The sequence below is a fragment of the Paracandidimonas lactea genome (genome assembly GCF_021653995.1).
Taxonomy (GTDB): domain Bacteria; phylum Pseudomonadota; class Gammaproteobacteria; order Burkholderiales; family Burkholderiaceae_B; genus Allopusillimonas; species Allopusillimonas lactea.
In genome coordinates, this window is sequence record NZ_JAJJOZ010000008.1 from 159,993 (window position 1) to 179,249 (window position 19,257).

Here is a 19,257-nt window from a genome sequence, read left to right on the forward strand (position 1 = left end):
GGCGGTGAAGGGCTGAGGGCTGGCCTGCCAGGTGGCGACCCAGGCTGGCGTAGCCGCCATCGCCGGTACTGCGAAGGCTGCACCCGCCGTGACCGCCACGGTCAGCATGGCTGAAGCACAAGCCCTGGAAAGTGATGTGATGGATCCTTTCCTTTGGTGAATTTAAAAACCACCAATTAAAAAATCATGAATTCAAAGATCAATGCGGAATAGACTATCTGCATGATGATCGTCGCAGCACCGGGCTACCTGGCCCGCTACGGCACGCCGACCACACCGAAGGAACTCTTGGCGCACAACCGACTGGGGGAAAACTATGTGCGCGCGCAACCCGGCTGGCCATTGCGGCAAGGAGACGAAAACTTGATGTTTCCCGTCACAGGAAACGCCCAGGCCAGCGACGGCGAGGCATTGCGCCGGTTGGCCTTGGCAGGACTTGGGCGGGCACGTTTGGCAGCGTTCCAGGTGCGTGATGACATTGCTGCTGGCCGCCTGCTGCCTGTGCTGGAAGACTGCAATCCAGGCGATGTCGAGGAAGTCCACGCTGTCTATGTCGGCCAGGGCGGCTACCTGCCGCTGCGCGTGAGGGCTTTTCTGGATTTTCTGGCCGAGCGCGTGGACATCGGACAGGGCGCGGTGCGTGCTTAGCGTTGAGGCCACGCTGCCGTCCGACCTCCCGCGCCCGCCGTGCGTGATGCTCCGGCCGGGCGTGGGGCCCGGTTTACTCGACGATATGGAAGTCGATGACGATCTCGCCAGGGTTGCGCGAAAGGTATTCGATGCGAATGGCATCGCCAAAGTGGCCCTGTAATTGTTGCAGTAGCGGGAGCGGGTCGTGGTCGTTGCAAAAGCGCATGGTTTCGCCTGGCTGAAGGGCGGACAGTGCGCCGAAGATGGCAGCGTGGCGAAAGCGTTTGGCAACGCCGCGCGCATCGAAGGGGTAGACGGCTTCAGAGAAGATGGGCAGGCCGGTTGCGGACATGGGAGCTCCTTGTGAACAAAATCCCGAGTGGAACGGTCGGAAATAATTGTAGACAAGCGCGCCGCGTCAGCCGTGGGGAACCATATCGTGCGTGTGGAAAAGGCCGGGTGGTGTCGATGGTAACAAGAGGCGCAGAGACCGCCCGGCGCGGGAGCAGGCTGGTGCAGGAGCAGGCCGGTGCAGGAGCAGGAGGCGGCAGAGCACGGGGGGGGCCAGGCCGCGGCATGGCGCGGTGGCGCGTCAGCGGATGGCCCACCAGCCGGGCAGCAGGGCCTGGATGTGGGGTTGGCCGTAGCGGTCGTCGATCAGGTGCACGACGCCTTGGTCGGTGGTGGAGCGGATTACACGTCCTGCGGCCTGCACGACTTTGCGCAGGCCAGGATAAAGATAGGTGTAGTCGTAGGCGCGGCCTTCGCCAAACAGGGCCTGCATGCATTGCTGGCGCCGAGAGTTGATTGCGTTGAACTGTGGCAGGCCCAGGGTGGAGATGAAGGCGCCGATGAGGCGGCTGCCAGGCAGGTCCACGCCCTCGGAGAAGGCCCCGCCCAGCACCGCGAAGCCTATGCCCTGGCCGTCGTGCGCGAAGCGCTGCAGAAAGGCGCTGCGTGCCGCCTCATCCATGCCTCTCGCTTGCAGCCAGAAGGGGATGTCTGGGTAGGCGCGCGCAAAGTAGGCGGCCACTTGGTCCAGGTAGTCGAAGCTGCTGAAATAGCTCAGGTAATTGCCGGGCCGGTTGATAAATTGTTCCGCGATCAGGCGCGTGATGGGAGCCACGGAACGGGCGCGGTCGTTGTAGCGGGTGGATATGTTGTGCGCGATGCGCACCTGCAGTTGATGCGGCTGGAAAGGGGAGTCGGCATCCTGCCAGGCCGTGTCGTCGGGCAGCCCGAGCACGTCACGGTAGAAATCCCAGGGCGCCAACGTGGCGGAAAACAGCACCGCTGCATAGCAGGCTTGGAAGCTGGGCGCCAGATAGGGCGCTGGCACCATATTGCGCAGCGTCAGCGTTTCATTGCAAGATGGCCTGTGCGCACCGGCGCGAGTCGGCTCGCGCGCGGCGTCGGCGGGGGCGTTCGGCAGCCTGGATGAGCGCATTGGCGCGCCAGATATGGCGGGCGTGCGCTTGGTGTATGCGCCGTCGATGCCAGCCATCGCAACATCGATGGTGAGATCCAGCACGGAATGCGCGCCGAAGGTGTCAGCCAGGCGCAGAAAATGGACCAGATCGAAGTGCAACTGCTGCAGCTCGGCGCCGGTGTCGTGGTGCGTGAACAGGCTGCCCGGCGGGGCAGGGTTGCTCAGGTGCTCACCCAGCGTAGCACTGGCCGCCTGCAGTGTAGTGAGCAGCTTGGCGGGCAGCGTGTCGTAAGCCTGCCAGCCCTGCTCTTGGCCGCCAAACGCGTCGCGCCAGGCGCGCAGCACGGCGTCAAGCGTGCGCCGCAAGGCCGGTGTGGCACCCGCGCGGGCGGCGCGCAAAGTGGGCAGACGCAGGCTTGCGCTGTACATGGCGCAGGCGCGGTCGACCAGGTTATGGGCCTCGTCCACCAACAGGCCCACGCGCCATTGCCGCTGCAAGGCCAACCCGCGCAACAGGGCGCTGGTGTCGAAATAGTAGTTGTAATCGCCCACCACGACGTCTGCCCATTGCGCCAAATCATGGCTGAGCCAATAGGGGCAGATGCCGTGCGCCAGCGCAATGCGACGCAGGGCAGGGCGATCAAGCCAGCCGTGCACCACGGCTTCATCGCGCGCCGCTGGAAGGCGGTCGTAGAAGCCGCGCGCCAGCGGGCAGTCGTCGCCGTGGCAGGCCTTGCCGGGATGCTCGCAGGTTTTTTCGCGCGCGGCGAGCTCGAGCACACGCACGCCGGGAGGTCGCGTTTCATTGGCGTCGCGTGTGCCCAGCAGTTGGGCCAGGCTGTCCAGCGCCAGTTGGCGGCCCGATGTCTTGGCGGTAAGAAAGTAGACCGCGTCCAGGCTTGTGCGCGGCGCAGCTTTCAGCATGGGAAACAGCGTGCCTAGTGTTTTGCCGACGCCAGTGGGTGCCTGGGCCAGCAGGCGCCGCGACTGCACCGTGGTTTTGTAGACGGCTTCGGCAAGTTGGCGTTGGCCCGGTCGCATGTGTGAAAAGGGGAACTTCAAACCGTCAAGTGTTTCGTCGCGTAGTACACGGTGTTGGCTTTCCTGCAGTGCCCATCGTGCAAAGGCCTGGTACAGGCCCTGGGTGTACTCTGCTAAGGCATCGGCGGCCCAGCTTTCTGTAAGCAGGGTTTCTGTACCCTCGTCCAGTTCGTAATACACCAGCGCAAGATTGATGCTGGCAAACCCGCGTGTGCGGCACATCAGGTGGCCATAGATGCGGGCCTGCGCCCAGTGCAGAGCGCGGTGGTTGGCGGGGATGGCGTCCGCATCGCCCCGGTGGGTCTTGATTTCTTCCAGCCTGTTCAACAGCGGCGCATAGCCGTCGGCGCGCCCGCGTACGATCAAGGTATGGCCAGCGCTGCCCAGTTCCAGGGTTTCGGACAGGAACACTTCTTGTTCGTAGCCCGCTGGCCGACGGGCGCGTACGATGGCATGGCCCTCTATGCCTTCGAGTGCTGTGGGCGAAGGGGTGAAGCGCAGGTCAAGGTCTCCCGCGCGTGCGGTGAATTCGCACAGTGCACGCACGGATACCGTGTAGCTCATGCGGTGGCCTGCGCCTGTACATGGCAAACGCAGATGTCGATGCCCTGCGCCTGGCAATAGGCCAGCCAGCGGGCTTGGTTGTCCTGAATGCGGTCGCCAGGGCCCTTGACTTCAATCAGGCGATAACGCCGCGTGCCGGGCCAGAACTGGATCAGGTCGGGAAGGCCGGAACGGTTGTCGCGGATGTTCTCGAGCAGGCGATCAAACACCGCGCGCAGGTGACTGGCCGGAATGCACTGCAGAGCCAGGTCGAGCAGCGTGTCGTCGAGCGCATCCCAATAAACGAAGGGCGATTGCAGGCCACGCTTGGCCTGGTAGGTGCCGCGCACGGCCTGGATATGGCGGCCGTTGTCCAGCAGTGCCAGACAGGCTTCGAACTGGGCCGCGCGGCGTTCGCGAAACCCTGTGCGCAGCAAATCGGCCGGGCCGTGCTGGTAAGGGTGGAAGAACGCGCCCGGCACGCTGGCGAAGATTGCGTCCCAGCACAATAGGCCGAACAGCGAATTGAGCAGCGTGTTTTCCACATAAAAGGCCGGGGCATTGCCGCAGTGCAGGTGCGCGCGCACCGCTTCTTCGACGCGTGTGCCGGCGAGATCGAGCGCCAGGTCCAGGCGTGGCGGTACCGCCCGCGGAAAAGCCTTTTCGCTGACGTGCCCGCAAGATCGCCTCAAGCGCGGCAGCATCCTGCCTACAGCCTGTGCTTCGGCCTCGGAAGCGGGTTGTTGCAATGCCTGGGCAGCCAGTGCAAGCGCATCGGCGTGCTCGCCCAATTGCTCCAGCACGCGTATGCGGCGCGCGCGCGCTGCCGGGTCGGTGCTGGCTTTGTAGCAGGCGAGCGCCCCGCGCCACCGTCGCCGACGCTCGCCTTGCTGGCCGGCCGCAAACAGTAGCCGCGCGCGGCGGCTTTCTAGCCATTCGTTCGCGTACGGTAGAGCCGGTATCTGTGCACAGGCATCGGCCCATGCGTCGTCATCGGCGGCGGTGTCGAGTGCATCACGGCAGCCCTGCAACAGCAGGTAATCGTCGATGTCCTGGCGGGTGGCAAAGGCGCGTGCTGCGTCGGGAAAAGCAACCTGCTCGTAGCGATACAGGCCCAGATCGGCCAGCACGAATTCGCTCCAGTCTTGCCGCAGATTGCCGAAGAACATCAGGCGCAGGCGATCGCACAATGCCAGCAGTGTGACGCGATAGATGGTGTCTGGAAAAGCTCCGGATGTGATGTGCGGCGGTACGCCGGCGCCGATGCGCGCCGCGGCATTGGATGTAGGGCAGGCTGCTACCGCCCGCTCATCGCCGGCCGGCGCGCAGCCGCGGGCCTGCCATTGCGCCAGCGTGCCCGGATCGGGCCAATGTTCGCGTATAACTTTGCACTGGCTGGCTTTGGCGGCGCCTACGATGCTTAGGGCATCGTAGGCGCCGCCTAGCAGTTCAACCAGCTCGGTGCGGGTAAGAAGGCGGAATAGTTCGTCGGCCGTTAGCGCGGGATCTTGCACAAGCCAGCCATGGGCCAGCAGCGGGGCTGCTGCTGCTTGCGTATCGCCGACCTCAGCGTAGGCCAGTTTGCTGGCCCGGAATAGATCGCCCTTGCGCATGACCATGCGTACGAGCAGGCCGCGCGACGGTTTGGGAAGTGCTGCGAATCCAGCGATAAAGGATTGTTCTTCTGGCGCAAGCAGGCCTTGATAGCGTGCGGAGACCCAGTCGAGCATGAACTGGAAGTTATTGAGGTAATACCACGGATTGGGCAATACAGGATGCGCGGGCATGGGAGATTGATGCTGGTTTTATATCCAGTTTAACAGCAGCGCGCCGCGTCCCGCACCATGGTTTTTGATACGGGACTGTTACTGGCTTAGTGGCAATGTTAAGGAGTTGTAGCGCTATGCCGGGCAAGTAGCCGAGTCCGTTACGTCTAGTGAGGAATGCGGGTTGACCCATTTGCGCAGCCGCCTTACGGTAGCGTAACAGTCTCCGTAACAGGCCAGTGCTGCCTGACCACAGAGGTCAGGTTGTTGGGCTCGCAATGCATTGCGCATTGCGAGCCTTTTTTTGTATGCAGGACGGGCGGGTGCGAATGTCTATCGGGATGACAGTCTGTGGGGTGAGTAGCGGCGCTGGGGCTGTTGGTATCATTACCAACGCTGCTGCGTACTGCGTTCGTGGCGGCGCATGGATTTGACGCTATGCCGCCGGTAGACGGATTTCAGTGCCACCTGCTTACCCTATGAAGACGAGGGAACTCGATTCGTGAAACCCGCAAGTGCCCTGGTGTGGATGCGGCGCGATCTGCGCTGTGATGACAATGCCGCGCTGTATCACGCGCTGCGCCGCTTCGAACGGGTGTATTGCGTATTCGTGTTCGACACCGGGATTCTGGATGTGCTGCCCAGCCGCACGGATCGGCGCGTTGCGTTCATCCATGCAAGCGTGCTGGCGCTGGACGATGGGCTGCGCCAACTTGCCGCGCGTAGCGGTGCGCCTGGTGGCGGCTTGATTGTGCGTCATGGCCCGGCGCAGGCGTGCATCGTGACGTTGGCGCGTAGTCTCGGCGTGCGCGAGGTGTTGGTCAATCGCGACTACGAACCCGAGGCCATCGCACGCGACCGCTCTGTGGCGCAGGCGCTGCACGGGCAGGGCATCGCGTTCAGCGACTATAAAGATCAGGTACTTCTGGATCGCGACGAAGTGCTGACCCAACAGGGGCAGCCTTACAGTGTGTTCACGCCTTACAAGCGAGCATGGCTGCAAAAGCTGGATGCCTTTCAGCTTAAGCCCTATCCGGTGGATCGCTATGCCCGGCATCTGGCTGCCCCGCCGGCAGGGGAGTCTCTGCCGAAACTGGCAGATCTGGGTTTTTTACCCACTAACCTGCACATGTTGCCTTTGCCCACCGGCATGCAAGGAGCCCAGCAACTGCTGCGGGACTTCATTCCGCGCATGGCGGCTTACAAAACGGCACGCGACTATCCTGGCCGCAAGGGGGTGTCCTACCTCTCGGTACATTTACGCTTTGGCACCATTTCTGTCAGGCAACTGGCGGCGTTGGCGGCAGCGCGGGCCGCGCAAGGCTGCGAGGGCGCGCAGACCTGGTTGTCGGAGCTGGCGTGGCGCGATTTCTACTTCATGATCCTGTGGCATCACCCGCATGTGGTCACGCACTCGTTCAGGCCCGCATACGACCGTGTGCAGTGGGACGACGCCCCCGATCTTTGGCGGGCATGGTGCGAAGCGCGTACAGGCTATCCGCTGGTTGATGCAGCGATGCGTCAATTGCACCAGACGGGCTATATGCATAATCGTTTGCGCATGGTGGTGGCGAGCTTCCTGACCAAAGACCTGGGTATAGACTGGCGCTGGGGTGAGCGGCATTTCGCCGAGCATCTGAACGACTATGATCTTGCGGCCAACAACGGCGGTTGGCAGTGGGCGGCTTCCACGGGCTGCGATGCGCAGCCCTGGTTTCGCATTTTCAACCCTGTGACACAGTCGCAGAAGTTCGACCCGCAAGGGCTCTTTATTCGTCGCTATCTACCGGAATTGAGCCGTATACCAGACAAGCACGTCCACTTTCCGGCAGCCATGAAGCCGGCCGACCTTGCCGCGTGTGGCGTGTATTTGGGCAAGACGTACCCCGAACCGGTGGTTGATCACGCGAAAGCGCGCCAGCGCACACTGAAGCGCTTCACGCTGTGGCTGGCGGCAGATCCGGAGGTGACGGCCGGCGAATGAACATTTGCCACTCACCGGCCTGGCCGCGCCGTGCCTTCACGCCACTTAGTTTGTGGCGGCGATTGGCGCCGGTGCGGGAAGCAGCGCCCGGTAATAGTTAGGCAATGCGAACAGTGCGCCGTGGATGTCGGCGTTGTAGTATTGCAGTGCCCCAATGCCGCGGTCGATCAGCCGCTGTTCGATAACGGCAGCCGGTATCTCGCGCGGGTTTAGCGTGTTGGACACCACCGCCAGCGCCCAGTACGTGCCGTACAGGGGGATATGCAGCCCGTAAGCGTGTACTTGGTCGAATACGCCCGCCAGGCTGGCAGCCAGGCCACGCACTTGTTCGGGCTCGTGGAAGGGGGTGCCAAGATGCAGTGCCATTGCGCCGCCGGGTGCGAGCACGCGTTCGCACAGGGCGAAGAATTCGTGCGTATAAAGCGGGCCGGCTGGCGTTTCGGGGTCGGTGAGATCCAGCAGGATGAGGTCGAATGCAGCACCGGAATTGACGCAATCGGCCAAATAGCGGGCGCCGTCTTGTATGTGCACGGTGACGCGCGGATCGTCCAGCGCGCCGTGATTGATGGCGCGCAAATGCTCGCGCGCCACGTCGACAACGTCGCCGTCGAGCTCAACCAGGGTGATGGATTCGATGCCCGCATGCTTGAGCAACTCTTCGAGCGCACCGCCGTCACCGCCGCCGATGATCAGGGCGTTGCGTGGATCGGGGTGCGCCGTGGCGGCCGGATGCACCATCGCCTCGTGATAGAAGAACTCGTCGGCTTCAGACGTCATGAAGTGATCGTCCAGTTTGAGCGTCAGGCCCAATTCGGGCGATTGCAGCAGCTCAAGGTGCTGGTAAGGCGTCTGGCGCGACAGCACACGGCGGTTGAAGCGAAAGCCGTATACGCTATCGGCATTGGTATGTTCGAGCACAATCCCGGGCGGCTGTACCTGCGGCGCAGAGGCACCCTCTGGGATGGTTTCGTGCGGGCCGTTTTCGTCGCCGCGCATCAGGCGGCCGCGCTGCAGGCTGGCCGGCTTGAACGCGGCCAGCAGTGTTTCAAGCAGTTGTTCGGCCTTGGCGGAGTTGTCACCCATGAAGTTGCATACATACACATCGAGTGTTACACCGCCGCGCTCGGGCCAAGTATGCAGGGCGAGGTGGGATTCGGCCAGCAGCAGCATACCGGTTACACCGCCCGGCTCGCCCTGAAAATCGGGAAAGGTATGCCATTTGTCGGCGACCAGTGTCAGGCCGGCATCTAGCGTTAGCCGGCGGCAAAGCTCGGCCAGGGGCGCTGCGTCGGTGAGCAGCGCGGGATTGCATGCGCAATGGTAAAGATCTGCGGTCAGGTGCAGGCCCTGCATGTCAATGCTCCTTGGTGAAAAGACGTCTGCGCCAAGGTCAGGCACACGGAAAGCCCAATACGCCGGCACGATGCCGGCTGTGGCGGATATACGGCAGGCGGGACAGCGCCAGCCGCGGCGATGCCGCCGCCGGCGCCAGGGCCCGCGGTGGCAGGTTGATGGCACGCGCCAGCGTGCGCATGCCACAAAATTTTGCAAAACGCGTCAAATTTGTCGCGCAATCGCAAAAACGTATGAGTATATAGGCAAGCGCAAGAAGCTGCCGACGCCCGCGACTTCAGTTGCCGTGCGCGATGCATTGCACAAGGCTATGATTAGTGATTAACCAGCGTGGCTCCAGCTATTCGGTGTGTTTTAGCGCTAATGGATCGCCTGCACGCGTGGCTGGATGGTATACGCAGGGCGGCTGCCAGGCCCGCTTTACCGCTCATGCCACGCGATCAAGAATAACGTTTTCGTATATATCGGACAATCACGACATGGAGATTCAGCAAATGCGATCCGAAGACAATCTGACGGGCCAGACGGCGCCCGAGCACGTACGGCACAAAGGCTTGGTAGAGTGGGTGAGCCGGGTGGCCGAACTGACTGAGCCGGACCGCATTGTATGGTGCGACGGCTCTCAGGAAGAATACGACGCATTGTGCGCCCAGATGGTTAAATCAGGCACCCTGACGCGCCTGAATCCGGCCAAGCGGCCCAACTCTTATCTCGCATGGTCCTCGCCCTCCGATGTCGCACGTGTGGAAGACCGTACCTTCATTTGCTCCGAGCGCAAAGAAGACGCGGGCCCCACCAACAACTGGGCCGCACCCAACGAAATGCGCCAGACGCTCGACGGGTTATTCCAGGGCTGCATGCGCGGGCGCACCATGTATGTGGTGCCATTTTCGATGGGCCCGTTGGGTTCGCCCATTTCGCATATCGGCATCGAGCTCACCGACAGCCCGTATGTTGTGGTCAATATGCGCATCATGACACGCATGGGCAACGCGGTGTACGACCTGCTGGGCGAAGACGGTGAATTCGTGCCCTGTGTACATTCAGTGGGCAAGCCGCTGGCGCATGGCGAGGCAGACGTGCCCTGGCCCTGCAACGACACCAAATATATAGTCCACTATCCCGAAACGCGTGAAATCTGGAGCTTCGGCTCTGGCTACGGGGGCAACGCGCTGCTGGGCAAAAAGTGTTTTGCGCTGCGCATCGCCTCCACCATGGGGCGCGACCAGGGTTGGCTGGCCGAGCATATGCTCATCCTGGGCGTCGAATCTCCCGAAGGCCGCAAGCACCATGTGGCGGCTGCCTTCCCGTCGGCCTGCGGCAAGACCAACTTTGCCATGCTGATTCCGCCAGCCGGTCTGGGTGGCTGGAAGATCACCACGATCGGTGACGATATTGCGTGGATCAAACCAGGCCCCGACGGCCGGCTGCATGCCATCAACCCAGAAGCGGGCTACTTTGGTGTAGCCCCAGGCACCAGCGAGAAAACGAACTTCAATGCCATGGCCACTCTGCGGGCCAACGTAATCTTCACCAATGTCGCACTGACTGATGATGGCGATGTCTGGTGGGAAGGTATGACCGACGAGCCGCCAGCCCATCTCATCGACTGGCAGGGGCGCGATTGGACGCCGGACATTGCCCGCGAAACCGGCCGCAAGGCGGCGCATCCAAACGCGCGCTTCACGGCCCCTGCCTCGCAATGTCCGTCCATCGATCCCGAATGGGAAAACCCGGCCGGCGTTGTCATCGACGCGTTCATCTTTGGTGGCCGCCGCTCCGACACCGTGCCGCTGGTCACCGAGGCACGCAACTGGGCTGAAGGCGTCTACATGGCTGCCACCATGGGCTCCGAAACCACCGCTGCGGCAGCGGGCAAGCAGGGTGTCGTGCGGCGAGATCCCTTCGCCATGCTGCCATTCTGCGGCTACAACATGGGCGATTACTTCGGCCACTGGCTGCGCCTGGGTGAAAACCTTGCTGCACAAGGCGCAGTCCTGCCGCGTATTTATTGCGTCAATTGGTTCCGCAAAGGCCCGGACGGCAAGTTTGTCTGGCCGGGCTTCGGTGACAACATGCGGGTGCTCAAATGGATGGTAGGCCGCATCGAAGGCGCTGCCGATGGCCAGGAGAACGTCTTCGGCATTTCGCCGCGCTACGAGGATCTCGATTGGGCGGGCGCCAGCTTCGATGAGGACAGCTTCGCGCAAGTGATGGCGTCCGATGCACCGGCCTGGCAGGTCGAGCTTGCCTTGCATGAAGAACTGTTCGTTCGCTTGGCGGGGCGCTTGCCCGAAGATCTTTCGCGCATCCAGAAGGATTGGGCGGGGCGCCTGTAACGCTGGGCGCGTTTACGCGCTGCGCGCGCCAAAACGGAGCGGCGCAGCCGCCCTGGCACCGGTCGGGCTGCTGCGTTCGTGTGCGCGCCACGAAGCGCGCACACAGCGAAACAATAGCCCCCATTTCGAGAAGGCAGCGCATAGCGCCAGTCAAATCAGGAAAGCCCCTCTTTGTATCGACGCGAAGAGGGGCTTCTTCATTGGTGAAACCTGCTTATGCCAGCTTTGCCGTTGGCGATGTGGCGCGCCGGCACGGCTCACGTACCGACTGGTGCGCTTACGTGCGGCTCAGGTGCCGATTACGCCGCCGTCGTCTTTGGTGATTACCAGGGTGGCGGAGCGGGGGATGGCGTCGCCGCCATCGGGCCAATTGCTGTTGCCGTCTTCACCGGGGTGTTGCACATTGACGAACATTGTGCGGCTGTCTGGCGTGAACGTGATACCTGTTACCTCGCAGGCTTTGGGCCCCACCAGAAAACGCCGGATCTCTTTGCTGGCCGGGTCGGCGCATAGCATCTGGTTGTTGCCCTGGCCTTCATACTCGCCGCTGTTGCTGTACTTGCCGTCGGTTTGTATCCACAGCCGACCTGCTGTGTCGAAAGCCAGGCCGTCGGGGCTATTGAACATGTTGTCGGCGGTGATGTTGGCTGAGCCAGACTTCAGATCGGTGCGGTCGGGGTACTTGAGTGGGTTGCCAGCCAGCGCGAATAAATCCCACTCGAAAGCCGTCGCGCCCGCGTCGCTGCCTGCTTCGCGCCAACGCACGATGTGCCCGTAGAGGTTCTTGACGCGTGGGTTGACGCGGTCGATATCCTTACGCTTGCTGTTGTTGGTGAGGGTGGCGTAAACCTCGCCGGTTTGTGGGTGCACGGTCACCCACTCGGGCCGATCCATTTTGGTTGCACCCACGGCGTCCGCGGCCAACCGTGTATGGATCAATACCTCGGCCTGGCTGGCAAAGCGGTTGTCTGCCGCCAATACCGGGTTCTCGTTCTTATCCAGCAGCAGCCACTCGCCATGGCCCATGAATTCGCCTTGGGGGGCGCCATCATTGAAGCGCGCCACATACAGTTTGCCCGCATCCAGGAGGTCGGGGTTGTAGCCGTCGGGGCGGTACGCGCTTTCGGACACGAACTTGTAGATGTATTCGTTTTGCTGATCGTCTCCCATGTAGACGACGACGCGGCCGTCTGCAGCGAGCGCACAGGCGGCATTCTCATGCTTGAAGCGGCCCAGTGCTGTGCGCTTGCGCGGCATTGAGGCGGGGTCGAAGGGGTCGATCTCTACGATCCAGCCAAAGCGGTTCGATTCATTGGGCTCGCGGCGGTGGTCGAAGCGCTCCGCATAGGCCTCCCAGCGGAACGTAGATGCCTTTTTTGACAGGCCATAGCGTTTCTGCGCGTCGGTACGCGTGTCTGTATCCGATGTGGTGCCAAAATAGTTATTGAAGTTTTCTTCGCAGGCCAGATAGGTATTCCAGGGCGTCCAGCCATTGCCGCAATTATTGAAGGTGCCCTGCACGCGTGTGCCGCGCGGATCCGCCTTGGTGCGCAGCAGCGCATCGCCCGCAGCGGGCCCGGTCAGGCGCATGTCGGTGGAGGCGGTGATGCGGCGGTTATAGCGCGAGTTGGTCTTGATTTGCCACTTTCCATGCTTGCGCACGACGTGCATCACGCTTACGCCATGGGCATTCATGGCCTTGGCTACTTTTTCCGCCGTCCAGGGCATGGTCGCACCGCGGCCGAAGAGCCAGGCATACGTGCCGTCGTCGTTCACCGTGGTGTACTCGTGGTTCATAACTAGCAGGCCTTCGTCGCTGCGGCCTTCGAGCGGGAAGTAGTGGATGCCGTCATGATTGTCGCCCACCTGGCGTGCCTGCGCCTCGGCGCTGTCGCTGCCGTCTGTTTTCCAAGCCGGATCGCCTTCGAACAGTGGTGTTCCCCAGGGGGCAAAGGGTGTGGCGGTATAGCCGGGCGCCACGAGCACGTTATCGGACGTTGACGTGGGCACTGCTGTGAACCCGAGGAGGGCGGCGCTGCCCGCGGCTCCCCGCGCATCGCGCCGGGCGCCGCAGGCAGCCAGCGGGCCCGCGAGGAACATGGCTGCCGAGATCCCGGCGCCGGTCTTCAGAAAGCCCCGGCGGCTCCAGGCCCGCTGGACGATCGCCTGGAAATGCTCATTATCGGAAACATTGGTGGCAATATCTTCGGTGTCGGTGAGGGCTTGGTTTTTCATCTCGTCTCTCAACATACCTTGCATACTGGAAAGTTGAGAGTATCGTGCGCCAATGTTGCAGGTATATGAAGCGCGGGCCTGTGGCGCCGGGCCTTCTAGAGCTGAAACTCTGTGCTTAGCACTATGGTGCGCCCTGCGCCGGGCACACCATAGTGCTGGAAGCGATCATAGCTGGCCGACACGCGCTCGATGTAGAAGTGATCAAACACATTGTTGATGTTCAGGCGCAGCGTGACCGCCTTGCTGGGCTGATACTGCAGCGCCGCATTAGCGATCCAGTAGGCCGGTGCCGAGGCGTGGATTGAGTGGCCTTTGTAACGTCCTCGGGCTACCTCATTGCCGCTGGCATAACGGCGCTCGCCTACGTACTGGCCACCTGCACTTACCGTCCATTGCGGTGCGAGGCGGTACGATGTCCAGAGGTTGAACGTTATGCGCGGTACATTTTGCAGCCGCCCGCCTTCTTGTACAGGATGCTCCGCATCTTTGATAACACGGCCGCCATCCATTAGCGCCAGCCCGCTGAAGACGGACCATACGGGTGTCAGGCTGCCGGCTGCGCCCAACTCGATGCCCCGCACACGATGCGTAGCGGCCAGTTGGACACGCTCATCAGGCCGAACCGGGTTGACGTCGGTGGGGTTGGCGCGTTCCGACTGGAAGATTGCGCCCGTGAGGGCCAGCCGCTGATCAAGGACGTCCCACTTGCCACCCAGCTCCCAGTTGTGGGATGTGCCCGGCGAGTAGTGGGGGATGTTGGGGTCGGCGCGCTCGCCGCGCTTGGTGGCGGCCTCTGCCGCAGAAGGCTGGGTGGCCTGGGCGTACGAAACGTAGATGCTGGCATGGGTAGTTGGCTTGTAGATCAGCGCCAGGCGCCCACTCCATAATATGTGACGTTGGCTGAACGGCAGGCGTTCGCCGGCTCTGTCGTACCAGCTGGCCTTAAAGCGGTCGGCGCGCAGGCCGCCCGCGACCTCCCATTGGGGGGTGAGGGTGACATGATCATGGAAGTACGCCGCCCAGTTGTGGATGCGCGCGCCGCTGCGGTTGGCCAGGCCTGCGGGTACGTAGCCACCGTTATAGTGCATGTCTGGGTTGCCCACGTCGTACACCCAGCGCTGGCCGTAGGGAGGCACCAGGCGGTTGTCGGGCAGACGCAGATAGCTGTCTTCGTAGTGTTCGACGCCAACCACCGCCGCATGATGCATGCCCGCAGCGTCGAAATCGATCATGAAGTCGGTTTGATTGGCAACGATGCGGCCGCGATAGGCATTGGCATAATTGTTGAGTCGTTGTGTGGCCAACCTGCCGGTGGGGTAGGTTTCGTCGCCGCGCCGATCATAGCCCCAGTAATCGCTGTAGCCTACGGCAATATCCTGCACCCCCGTCGAGGCCGCGCCATAGGCATTGAGCGGGCGGCCACCGGTGTTTTGGAGGGTAAAGCGCCGCGTCTCGGACCATCGGGTTTGGTTACGTACAGCAAGTGCGTCGTTGAAACGGTGGTCGAGCCGAAGCGTGGTGGAGGATTTGCGCGTTTGCTCGGTATCTACGCCCTCGAGGCCAGCCCAGTGGTCGCGGCGAACCCAGCGCATGCGCTTGCCGCTGTTGCGGCTGATGGGCAGGCCGAAATCCGGAATATTGGTGTCTTGCTGGTGAAAGTGCGACAGCACCAGCGTGGTGGGCCCGCCCAGGCCCAGCGCCAGCGAGGGCGCAATACCCCAGCGATCGAACTCGACCGGCCCGCGCCCGGCCACGGCGTTGTGATGCCGCATGGCGTTCAGGCGGATGGCGGCGTGCTTGCCCAGTGGCTCGTTGAGGTCGAGCGTCGCGCGCCGGTATTTATCGGTGCCCAGGGCACCGTTGACTTCACGGATGGTGTGGGGGAGGGGGGATTTGGTGACGAGATTCACCGTGCCGCCCGGTGCGCCCACACCCGCTTCCACCGACCCAGTGCCTTTGAATACCTCGAGTTGTTCCAGATTGAAGATGTCGCCGCGCGTGTTCAGGGCGGTATCGCGCACGCCATCGATGGTAATGCCTTGTTCGGCGGGGAAACCGCGCAAGGTGAACATGTCGCCCCAGCCCAGCCCGCCTTCGCCGGATGAAAACGTAATGCCCGGCACGTTGGCGAGAACCTGATTGAGCTGCTGCGCACCCTGTTCGCGCAGCACGGTTTCGGGCACGATGGTGATTGATTGCGGTGTGTCGCGCAGCGGCTTGCGGTACTTGGGGGACTGGGGCTGTTCGGCCTTGTAAGCGGAGCCCTGGACTTGCACTGGCGCAAGCTGCTGCGGGGCGGCTTGTTGGCCATGGCCGGTGGCCGGCAGGGCCAGTGCAGTGAAGAAAGCCGCATGCCGCAGACGCGCCAGCTTGCGCAACTGACGCCGCCTGCTGTTGCCGCGTGGTTGGCTGGCGTGACGCAGCGATGCGCAGTGGGGAAGTGGCGCGCGGACGGTGTGCGCGACGAAGCAGCGGGGGTGCATGGGGCCTCTCCTGTGTGTTTAAACAAACACGAATGATAATCATTTGTTAAATTGGCCTCAAGCTGGAGATGAATGTAAGTTAATGATAAATAATGGAAATATCTGATATTAAAGGACGTTTTAGCAAGTTTTTGTGCCGAGGGGCGGCAGCCGCAACCACGCGAAAAGGACAATGCCGAGCGTGTACAGAGACTGGCGCCTGGCGCGTCCGTGGGCGCTGCTTCAGCAGGAAGATGGGCTCGCGCCGACGCATGTGCCCGCGTGTATTGCTTCATAAACGTGAGCGCGGGTTGTGCACCGATGTGGGTGGTGGACGTCGAGCGGGCAGCCTCAGGGGAAGGCGTAGCACATGGCGCTACAATCGGCCTTTGCCACGCGGCCGGCGCGGGTTAGAGCCCGCCGGCACCAGGCTATCTTGATCGCCGCTTTCATTGTGGGGCCATGCGTGCGTCGCCACGTGGCGTAGACAGGCCAACCTCTGAATGCGTGCAAAAGTGCGCTACGTTTTACGAGAGATACGAGTCACATGAAAGAAAAAATACGCGTCGGCATCGCCGGCTACGGCAACCTGGGCCGAGGTGTGGAAGCCGCCATCGCGCAATCAGAAGACATGACACTGGCTGCGGTGTTTTCGCGCCGTGATCCGTCTACAGTCAAGCTGCTAGATGTGTCGGTGCCGGTACGGCCGCTGGACGAGGTTGCCGACTGGCGCGGCAGGATAGACGTGCTGATTCTGTGCGGCGGTTCGCGCAACGACTTGCCCGAGCAGGGGCCGGCACTGGCGGCGCTGTTTACCACGGTAGATAGCTTCGACACCCATGCGCGCATCCCCGCGTATTTCGATGCTGTTGACCAAGCAGCACAGGCAGGCGACAACATTGCCATTATCTCGGTGGGCTGGGATCCCGGCCTGTTCTCGATCAATCGCCTGATGGGTGAGGCCATTTTGCAGCAGGGCGCCACTTATACGTTCTGGGGCAAGGGCCTGAGCCAAGGGCATTCCGACGCCGTGCGCCGCGTCTCGGGCGTGCGGGGTGCGGTGCAGTACACGGTGCCCGTGCAGAGCGCCATCGACCGCGTGCGCGCTGGCGAGCAGCCTCAACTGTCAACGCGCGAAAAGCATACGCGAGACTGCTACGTGGTGTTGGAAGAGGGTGCGGATGCACACGCCGTACGCCAGGCGATTGTCACGATGCCTGATTATTTTGCCGACTATGACACCACAGTGACATTTATCGACGACGAGACGCTGCGCCGCGACCACGGTGCCATGCCGCATGGTGGCTTTGTGATTCGCAGCGGGAAAACGGGGCAGGGTGATGGCCAGGTGATGGAGTTCTCGTTGGCGCTGCAAAGCAATCCGGGCTTTACGGCAAGCGTACTGGTTGCCTATGCCCGCGCCGCTTATCGGCTGCGCCAGTCTGGTCAGACCGGCGCGCGCACCGTATTCGATGTTGCGCCCGGCCTGCTTTCCCCGAAAAGCCCCGCCGCACTGCGCCAGGCTATCCTTTAACAACGCCCTCGCACGGGTTTACTTCTTGGACAGCCCCACAGCCTGCACCAACTCGGTGTTTGCCTTCAGCTCGTCCTGCATCTGTGCCGCGAAGTCGTTCGGGGTGCCGGTTGCAGGCACGTTGCCGCTGTCCTTCAGCAGTTTCTGCACCTTGGGGCTTTGCACCGCTGCGTTCACTTCCGCATTGATGCGCGCCAGGGTTTCGGCTGGCAGTCCGGCCGGCGCGAAGAAACCGAACACCGACATTATGTTTGCCTTAGGGTAGCCAAGCTCGGTAAACGTAGGCACGCCGGGTAGGGAATCGAGGCGCTGCGGCGCCGCCAGTATCAGAGGGCGCAAGGTACCTGCGGTGACGTGCGAGGTCAGCGTGGGGCTGACGTTCATTGACGCCAGCTCGAACTGGCCGCCCAAGGCATCGGTAAGCTGCTGGCCGCTGCCTTTGTAGGGTACGTGCGTCATGGTGGTTTTAGTGGCTGCCTGAAATTGCTCCATCATCAGGTGGCCCAGGGAGCCTTGGCCGGATGTGGCCCAGCGCAAGCCACCCGGATCTTTCTTGGACATCTCGACGACGTCGCCGACGGTTTTTCCGCTGAATGACTTGGTGCCCAGCAGCAGCACCGGAGACACCATGACGCGGGCCACGGGAATAATGTCTTTGGCCGGGTCATATTGAACTGGATTGAACAGGGGAGACAGCGTAAGCGGGCTGACGGCAGAGAAGGCCAGCGTATACCCGTCGGGTTTGGCCTTGGCGAGTTCGGCCATGCCAAGGGTGCCGCCCGCGCCGCCTTTGTTTTCGACCACAAACGGCGCACCCAGTTTTTCGCCCAAATGCTCAGAGATTGCGCGCCCTATCGCGTCGGAGACGCCGCCCGTCGAATAGGGCACGATGACACGCACCGTGTGATCGGGCCATTGCGCTGCGGATACCGCTGCCGCAGAGCCCAGCATCATGCCGGTGATGAAAAGACGACGGACGAAAGTGATTGCCATGTAGTGTCTCCTTGGTGTTTTCCGGTTTAAGGACCGCTTTCCATCGGAATTCTACATGTACGCGTTCTACCTGTATGCCCGCATGTTCGCAAGAGCGCCGACGTTTAGTATGTGTGCATACGCTCGGCGAAGCGTCGACAATCTGGCTGTTCAGCCGTTTACGGGCGCGGCACCAGCGGTCGTGTCTGGATGCGATCTCAGGCCCGACGCAGCCGACGAGGTGCTTGCAGCGCTTCGCGTTCCAGCATGGTTGTGGCGGAATGCCAGAGATGGCTGCTCATGGCCGCATAGGCGGCCTCTGCATCGCCAGCGAGGATGGCGCGGGCAATCGCGTCGTGCTGGGCAATCGATGTTTTGATGATGGCGTCGGCGCCCACGACACGCTTGAGTTGTGTCATGAAGACCGCCAGTTGATAGCGGTCGATGAGCATGGCGAGCTCCTGATTGCCGCTGACCTGCACAACGGCCTGGTGAAAGGCGCGGTTGTAGGTGATGAAGCGCCGCATGTCGAGCCGCAACGCGAGATCTTTGCCTTCTTCCAGCATGGCTTCCAGCAAGGCTCTGTTGCCCGTGCCCCCGATATTGCGAGCGGCGAGCCGGGCAGCTTGGCCTTCAAGGGCTTCGCGAATCTGAAACAGACTGACAACTTCGTCACGGGACAGCCTGCGCACTACGGCGCCGCGATTGGGAACTAGTGTCACCAGCCGATCGCCCGCCAGGCGGTGGAAGGCCTCGCGCAGGGGGCCGCGGCTGATACCAAGCTGCTCGACTAGGTCCCGTGAGATAAGCCGTTGGCCGGGCGCAAGCGTGCCGTCGAGAATTTGTTCCTTCAGCAGAGCCGCCACGCGTTCGACCGTGTCGCCACTGCGGGCAGTGGCTTCGGGGCCGGGGGCATCTGATTGAGTTTTTGCCATATCTGATATTTGCTTACTGGACGTGCTGCGCAAA

12 protein-coding genes are annotated in these 19,257 nt (G+C 62.3%); 4 read left to right on the forward strand and 8 right to left on the reverse strand.

Annotated features, from left to right (window positions below):
• Positions 1 to 222: 222 nt before the first annotated feature.
• A complete protein-coding gene (locus tag LOL23_RS14980; protein ID WP_202411559.1) occupies positions 223 to 648 on the forward strand; it encodes a LysR substrate-binding domain-containing protein in 426 nt (141 codons plus the stop codon).
• A 73-nt stretch (positions 649 to 721) separates the two neighbouring features.
• On the opposite strand, the gene LOL23_RS14985 is transcribed toward LOL23_RS14980, so the two are convergent.
• The 3 genes from LOL23_RS14985 to LOL23_RS14995 form a co-directional block, all read right to left on the reverse strand.
• Positions 722 to 982, reverse strand: coding sequence for a DUF2249 domain-containing protein (locus LOL23_RS14985; protein ID WP_160975796.1), 261 nt, complete (start codon positions 980 to 982; stop codon positions 722 to 724).
• Between the two features lie 240 nt (positions 983 to 1,222).
• Positions 1,223 to 3,664, reverse strand: coding sequence for an ATP-dependent DNA helicase (locus LOL23_RS14990; protein ID WP_237173812.1), 2,442 nt, complete (start codon positions 3,662 to 3,664; stop codon positions 1,223 to 1,225).
• Positions 3,661 to 5,430, reverse strand: coding sequence for a VRR-NUC domain-containing protein (locus LOL23_RS14995; protein WP_237173813.1), 1,770 nt, complete (start codon positions 5,428 to 5,430; stop codon positions 3,661 to 3,663). The genes LOL23_RS14990 and LOL23_RS14995 overlap by 4 nt, the downstream gene beginning before the upstream one ends.
• 508 nt (positions 5,431 to 5,938) lie before the next feature.
• Here LOL23_RS14995 and LOL23_RS15000 point away from each other — a divergent pair.
• The gene (locus LOL23_RS15000; protein ID WP_160976853.1) at positions 5,939 to 7,393 is read left to right on the forward strand and encodes a cryptochrome/photolyase family protein; all 1,455 of its coding nucleotides are present in this window, start codon (positions 5,939 to 5,941) and stop codon (positions 7,391 to 7,393) included.
• Between the two features lie 45 nt (positions 7,394 to 7,438).
• Here LOL23_RS15000 and speE read toward each other — a convergent pair whose 3' ends face one another.
• Positions 7,439 to 8,746, reverse strand: a complete 1,308-nt coding sequence (speE, locus tag LOL23_RS15005) for a polyamine aminopropyltransferase (protein ID WP_160975802.1) — start codon at positions 8,744 to 8,746, stop codon at positions 7,439 to 7,441.
• 494 nt (positions 8,747 to 9,240) lie between these two features.
• Between speE and LOL23_RS15010 the strand changes: the two genes are divergently transcribed.
• A complete protein-coding gene (locus LOL23_RS15010) occupies positions 9,241 to 11,085 on the forward strand; it encodes a phosphoenolpyruvate carboxykinase (GTP) (protein ID WP_160975804.1) in 1,845 nt (614 codons plus the stop codon).
• Between the two features lie 288 nt (positions 11,086 to 11,373).
• Here the strand turns inward: LOL23_RS15010 and LOL23_RS15015 are convergent, their stop codons facing one another.
• Both LOL23_RS15015 and LOL23_RS15020 read right to left on the reverse strand, forming a co-directional pair.
• On the reverse strand, positions 11,374 to 13,320 hold the full coding sequence (locus tag LOL23_RS15015; RefSeq protein ID WP_160975806.1) for a PhoX family protein: 1,947 nt from the start codon (positions 13,318 to 13,320) through the stop codon (positions 11,374 to 11,376).
• A gap of 95 nt (positions 13,321 to 13,415) precedes the next feature.
• On the reverse strand, positions 13,416 to 15,803 hold the full coding sequence (locus LOL23_RS15020) for a TonB-dependent receptor (RefSeq protein WP_160975808.1): 2,388 nt from the start codon (positions 15,801 to 15,803) through the stop codon (positions 13,416 to 13,418).
• A 526-nt stretch (positions 15,804 to 16,329) separates the two neighbouring features.
• Between LOL23_RS15020 and LOL23_RS15025 the strand changes: the two genes are divergently transcribed.
• Complete coding sequence (locus LOL23_RS15025; protein WP_237173814.1) at positions 16,330 to 17,316, forward strand: diaminopimelate dehydrogenase; 987 nt, start codon at positions 16,330 to 16,332, stop codon at positions 17,314 to 17,316.
• Positions 17,317 to 17,334: 18 nt separating this feature from the next.
• On the opposite strand, the gene LOL23_RS15030 is transcribed toward LOL23_RS15025, so the two are convergent.
• On the reverse strand, positions 17,335 to 18,309 hold the full coding sequence (locus tag LOL23_RS15030) for a Bug family tripartite tricarboxylate transporter substrate binding protein (protein ID WP_160975812.1): 975 nt from the start codon (positions 18,307 to 18,309) through the stop codon (positions 17,335 to 17,337).
• Positions 18,310 to 18,506: 197 nt separating this feature from the next.
• Entirely contained in the window at positions 18,507 to 19,223 is a 717-nt protein-coding gene (locus LOL23_RS15035; RefSeq protein ID WP_160975814.1) for a GntR family transcriptional regulator, read from the reverse strand.
• Between the last annotated feature and the right edge of the window lie 34 nt (positions 19,224 to 19,257).